The organism is Clostridium sp. LS, from assembly GCF_002760435.1.
Lineage (GTDB): Bacteria > Bacillota > Clostridia > Clostridiales > Clostridiaceae > Clostridium.
In genome coordinates, this window is the sequence record NZ_AUUU01000170.1 from 1 (window position 1) to 5,861 (window position 5,861).

Consider the following 5,861-nt stretch of genomic DNA (forward strand, 5'->3'; position numbering starts at 1 on the left):
CCTTCAGCGATATTTTCATAGTTTTTCGGAACAAAAATATTTATTATTTCGGTAAGTTATCACATATGTTTATCTATATTATTTTATAAATTCTATAGTTCCCTTTGAGAGTTTTGCTATTCTTGCTAATGAATAAACATCATACCCCTTGCTCTTTAACATTTCTGCGCCCTTTTGAAATGATTTTTCAATAACAATTCCTATTCCAGCAACTTTTGCTCCTGCTTCTTCGATTAAACGTGCAGCTCCTAGCGCAGCTTCCCCATTAGCCAAAAAGTCATCAATAACTAATATTCTATCGCTACTATCTATATATTTTTTTGATAATGTTAATTCATAATTCATATTCTTAGTAAATGAATGTACTTTTGTCTGATAAACATCACCATTTAAAGTTCTTGAATTTTGTTTTTTTAACGTAACCATAGGTAAATTCATTTGCATTGCAGTCATCACTGCAGGTGCAATACCCGAACTTTCAATTGTAAATATTTTAGTTATTCCATGATTTTCGTAATACTTTTTAAAATATGTCCCCATTTCATACATTAGTTCAGGATCAACTTGGTGATTAAGAAATGAATCAACCTTTAATACACTTTCTGATAATGCTTGCCCATCTTCTAATATGCGTTTATGTAAACTTTCCATTTAACTCCATCCTTTTCTTCTTTGTATAATTAAAATTTACCAAGACAAAAAACACCTCAATGATAAACATGAGGTGCTGTCTTTCTTAAATAAATATACTAACTAATATTTAAAATCAAAACACTACCTCGTAGTCTGCTAATTTACGGATAGCAGGTAGAAACTTTCCAACCATAATATCGGAAATATACGAGTCTTTTGTACAAATTATTTTTTTATTATATCATACATGCACTTTTTAGACAAATAATTATTATAAATTTCCTGACATTTTTAATTTAAATTAATATATAGATATTAATGAAATAAAGTAATTATTTTTACATTGAAGATCTACCGATTTCAATTCTTCTGGTTTCTCCATTAAAATATGCATTCAAATTTTCACAGGTTTCTTCTAAAATCATCTTAGTTTTTCCAAAGCATAGTATCGTGTTTTTATATGCTCGTGTAGCAGTAATTCTTCCAAACTGAGGTACTACTAAAGTGGTTTGAATATCAGCTTTACTCCCCACAATTCCTGCACTAATATTTTCTCCCGCACTCAATATACCACCTCTTGCAACAGAATTGGCTTTTGTAAATAATATATCTTTCATTGCAGTTAACTTTGAGGTATACTCCCCAGCACCACCTATTATAATATTTCCTGTAGATTTAATTTCAGATTCCTGACAATATCCTATTCTTATATCTAATGGAACTACAATATTTTTATCATAATAATCTATTTCATTTTCTAATATATTAAGAAGCTTTATTAAATCTTTTAAGGATTTCATTTCTAAAATTTTAAGACCCAATACCTTTTCCTTTATAAAATCTACAAGTATGCTTCGTTTTGTTTTATTTTTTATATTTAAGGATACTATATTTAAGGCAACTTTTTGAAAATCACCAAAACTTTTTTCAGTAAGAGTTCTTATAAAGTCACTATTCTTAAAATCTGTGTTTTCAAGCTTCAATCCATTAATATACTCAATCATTTTAACAATCATGTCTTTAAAATCATTTAATACATCACAATATTCTTTTTTCCTTATATCAATCTGACCTGATAATATTTTTGAATTAATTGCATTTCCTAAGATAGTTATTTCTCCACCAGTAACAACATTTGCAGTATTTACATTATGACTTACATCTAAAGATCCACCGGCACTAACAAACATATTATCTTCAACACTGTTATAAACTTCAATATCTCCAAAAAATTTAATATTACAAGTCTCCATATTTACAGACTCAACAGTGTAGATTGGATTAACACTAACATTTCTATTAGCTATATGAGCCTTTCCCTCAATAAGGGCAATGATATTATTCCCCTCAATCTTACATCCATTTGTAGCATTAATAGGCATACTTCTAATGTATTCTCTTTTTATTGTTTGTCCAAGAACATTTATCCCATCTTCTCCTGTAGCCTCTGGGATTATTTCTGCTATTTTATCTCCTGCATTAACATTTGAAATTCTAAACAGATTTTTAAAATCAACTTTTTCATCCGAATCTGGCTCAGGAAATTGCATTTGAGTTGGTGTAAAAAATAATTTTACCTCACTAGGCTTATCATTAATTGGTTTTTTACCCTCTGCAACTAGAATTTCTTCAGTAGTCCCTTTTGATGCTAACTGAAGTTCTTCTTCTTTAAAGCCATATACTATGCCTTTACTCTTTAGAATCTTTTTAATCTCCTCAACTGTAAAATGTTCAGGCTCCTTCTCATAAATTTTCTCAGCAGAAACAGCTAAATTTAAAAATATATCTCGATCCTTCAGCCTATACTCGATTTCTGGCGTGTACTTTACAATAATATATACTTTCATTTTATCTTCTGAAATAATTACTTCTACCTCTTTAGTAGATTTAGTTTTTTCACAAGTATAAGTTATTTTATCTTTTGAAGTCACCTCATATTCCTTAAACGGCTCACAAGCAACGTCATTAATAAATAGATTTACATTTTTACGCGATTTTATAGTTATGATTTCCTCATTTGCTCCATCAACTACTATTATTTCCCCATTAACAACCTTTGCACCCACTTCTTTTTCCATAACCATCCCCCAAAATTATAAACAGTATCAATTTATTTAATTAAATTTCTCGTTTATCTTAAGGATTTCATTAATTAAATCATCGCTTATCTCAGGTGGAATAAACTCTGGTTTACTAAAATGATAACCTTGTAGATAATCTACTCCGAGTTCTATTAACTTTTCTAATTCCTCACTTGTTTCAACGCCTTCTGCTACAACTTTAATTCCTCTTTGCTTAGCATAGGATATAAGATTTTTAGAAATAATTTGCCTATTTATATCCTTATCAATTCCACGAACAATCCCCATATCTATTTTCACAAAATCAGGTGTAATTGCTAGTAAAACAGCTTCATTATTATACCCTGAGCCAAAATCATCAATAGCAAGCTTAGCGTTCCATTTTTCAATAGATTTTCTTTTTTTAGTGATAAATTCCCCATTAGATCTTTCGTTTTCAAGAAGTTCAATAACTAATCTATCTAGATGCTCCCCGTATAGCTGCTCAAATTTTTCACAATCTTCATTAGATAATGCTTGATTTGGTATAGAGTTTATAAAAAGTTTTGCTTCTTTAAATTTTTCAATATTCTTAAGAAATCCTTCAAGTGCTTTAAAAAATGTAATTCTTTCTATTTCATATAATCTAAAATCTGCAGTTGCAAGTTTTATAATATGTAAAGGACTTCTCAAAGATTCTAATTGCGATCTCATAAGTGCTTCATAAGCAAATATACTTCCATTTCTAGCATCTATTATTGGTTGAAAAGCATATTCTATAAGTTCTTCATCAAGTAGTTTATTTAAATCCTCTTGACTGCTTAATAAAAATGAATCTTCGCTATATTCATCTTTGTTAAATTCACTTATATTTCCCTTTACAGTTCTCTTTATTTTATACATGGCAAAATCAGAGTACTTTGCAAGCTCTTCAAAAGTAGTTGCATCGTCTGGATACCATGCTATTCCAGTAGATATTCTTATTTTAATTTCTCTATTATTAGGTAATTTGAGAATTGAGTTTTCTATATTTTTATGAACTTCCTTTATAATTCTTCTAATTTCCTTTTTATTTTCATAGCCATACAAAAATGTATAAAATTCGTCACCTGATCTCCTTCCTATTATACCACCATACTCTTCAAATTTCTTTAGTTGATTAGAAGCTTTTCTAATATATTCATCACCATAATCATGTCCATAGGTATCATTTACATATTTCAAGTTATCCAAATCCCACATTATAAACGCCCCAATTTTTAAATCATCATTTTTTATCTTTTCTTTTACATTATTGTAAAATGCACGTCTATTTAGTATATTAGTTAAAATATCATAATCGCGTTCATATTCTATTTTTTGTTTTTCAAGTATTTCTTGAGAGACATCACTTATGACTCCAAAAGTTCTTGAGTCTTCTTGAAGCATTTTTAATTTAATCCACTTGGGTTTGCCATTCTTCCCTTCAATCCAATAAGTATCATCTACTCTAAGTTCTTTGTTCATTGTTATTCCATCTATTATTTTTTCAAAAGATTTTATATCTATGTATTTATCGAACTTATTAGGCTCTTCAATACCTACTACTTCAAGGAATGTTTCAGTACATAAAACTGTACTTTCTCCTTTTTTATATTCAAATGCTCCTATTGGCATGTTAAAAAGTTTTATTATTTGAGATAACTTTGAAGCTGAATCTGCAACATTTGTACTTAATGCCATAATTGCACTTGATAATTCATCAATTTCAGATATATTTATTTTTCTTAATTCTAGAGGCTCTCGTGGGTTACTTGTTCTAACATCTTTGGCTAAATTTCTTATTGGCCTAGTTATCCTTCCTCCTGTGATAATAACAAGCATTATTCCAATTACACTTGATATTATCAATGAAACAATTAGCAAATTTTTAAATCTAGTAGAATAGTATAAAAGATTGTCCTTTTCCACAATTCCAATTAAGGCCCATTTCTCATTTTCAAAAGGAGTGTTACTATTATATAAATTTAAATATTTTGTACACGCATATGCAATTTTATTTGATTCAGGCTCTTTTATTTCATAAATAGAATTATAAACTTCTTTATTATTTAATCGAATGTCTTGTTCTTCTCCAAGAATCTTATTTACCATAGGTCCTGTACTCATCATTTTTTCAAAATTCAGGTCATTATTACTATTTGCACCCAATAAATAAACACCATTTCCATTTGGATCTATTTCTTCATAATTAAGCAAAGTATTTAAATATTTTAAAGAAAGGGCTATTCCCATTACTCCATATGGTTGATTGTTATTATCTATTAAGGGAACTGAATATGTTATTACCTTTATGTCCTTTTCACTTAACGAAAAAGGCTTACTCCAATAACCTAAATCCTTATATGATAAATCTTTATTTCCCTTAGCTGCATCTAGTGGTTTCGTAAAAAATTCATTAGGCGATGCTAATACTTCATTATTAGGATTAAAAATAAATTTATTATTCCACCAAGTATCTAATGGAATTCCTAATTTTTGAGCAATGGATGCCGGCCCTCTCTCCATAAGTAAATCGGAATTATCATTTGGATTTGAATTAGGATCCAAATCTCTAAAATATAACCCTGTTTTTTCTTCTGAATCATTATCAAGTATTATGAAAGCACCTGTAACGTAATTTTTCCTTAGCATAAATATTATATCACTAGAAATATCATTTAATAATTCAGTGCTTAACTTAGGGTTATTTTTCAAATCCTTTACAGTGAGACCTCTATTTTCTAGTTTACTTAAAATAGCTTTATTAATAACACTTTCAGATTCACCAACATTGCTCCAATGTTGTAGCATTTCATTTTGCAAATAATTTTTCCTTGACTCAATTTTTTGATTTAGTATATTAAATGAGTTATCTCTAAGTATTTCAATTATTCCACTAAATGAAATTGCACTTAAGTATAAAAACACTTGTACAATCATAATAATTATCATTGGAATCAATAATTTTTTAATTATTGAATTCCTATTTTTAATAAAACTCATTACTTCACCTCATTTAATACAAAGTTGAACTCATATAAGTGAGAATCAAAATCTATGATTTTGCTAATCGAACTTATCCAGCGAACGGATGTGAGTCGGATAAGTGAGAATCAAAATCTATGATTTTGTTAATCGAACTTCCCC

General features: G+C 28.6%; 3 protein-coding genes and 1 riboswitch. All 3 genes read right to left on the minus strand.

Annotation, left to right across the window (positions count from 1 at the left end; genetic code table 11):
• Positions 1 to 78 precede the first annotated feature (78 nt).
• The 3 genes from COL3_RS25290 to COL3_RS25300 all read right to left on the minus strand — a co-directional run bounded on the left by COL3_RS25290 (position 79) and on the right by COL3_RS25300 (position 5,717).
• Positions 79 to 651, minus strand: a complete 573-nt coding sequence (locus COL3_RS25290; RefSeq protein WP_008427972.1) for a xanthine phosphoribosyltransferase — start codon at positions 649 to 651, stop codon at positions 79 to 81.
• Positions 652 to 762: 111 nt separating this feature from the next.
• Positions 763 to 864, minus strand: a riboswitch (purine riboswitch).
• A 107-nt stretch (positions 865 to 971) separates the two neighbouring features.
• Entirely contained in the window at positions 972 to 2,711 is a 1,740-nt protein-coding gene (locus COL3_RS25295; protein WP_008427971.1) for a FapA family protein, read from the minus strand.
• Positions 2,712 to 2,747: 36 nt separating this feature from the next.
• Positions 2,748 to 5,717 (minus strand): EAL domain-containing protein, encoded by a 2,970-nt coding sequence (locus tag COL3_RS25300; RefSeq protein ID WP_008427968.1) that lies wholly within the window; start codon positions 5,715 to 5,717, stop codon positions 2,748 to 2,750.
• Between the last annotated feature and the right edge of the window lie 144 nt (positions 5,718 to 5,861).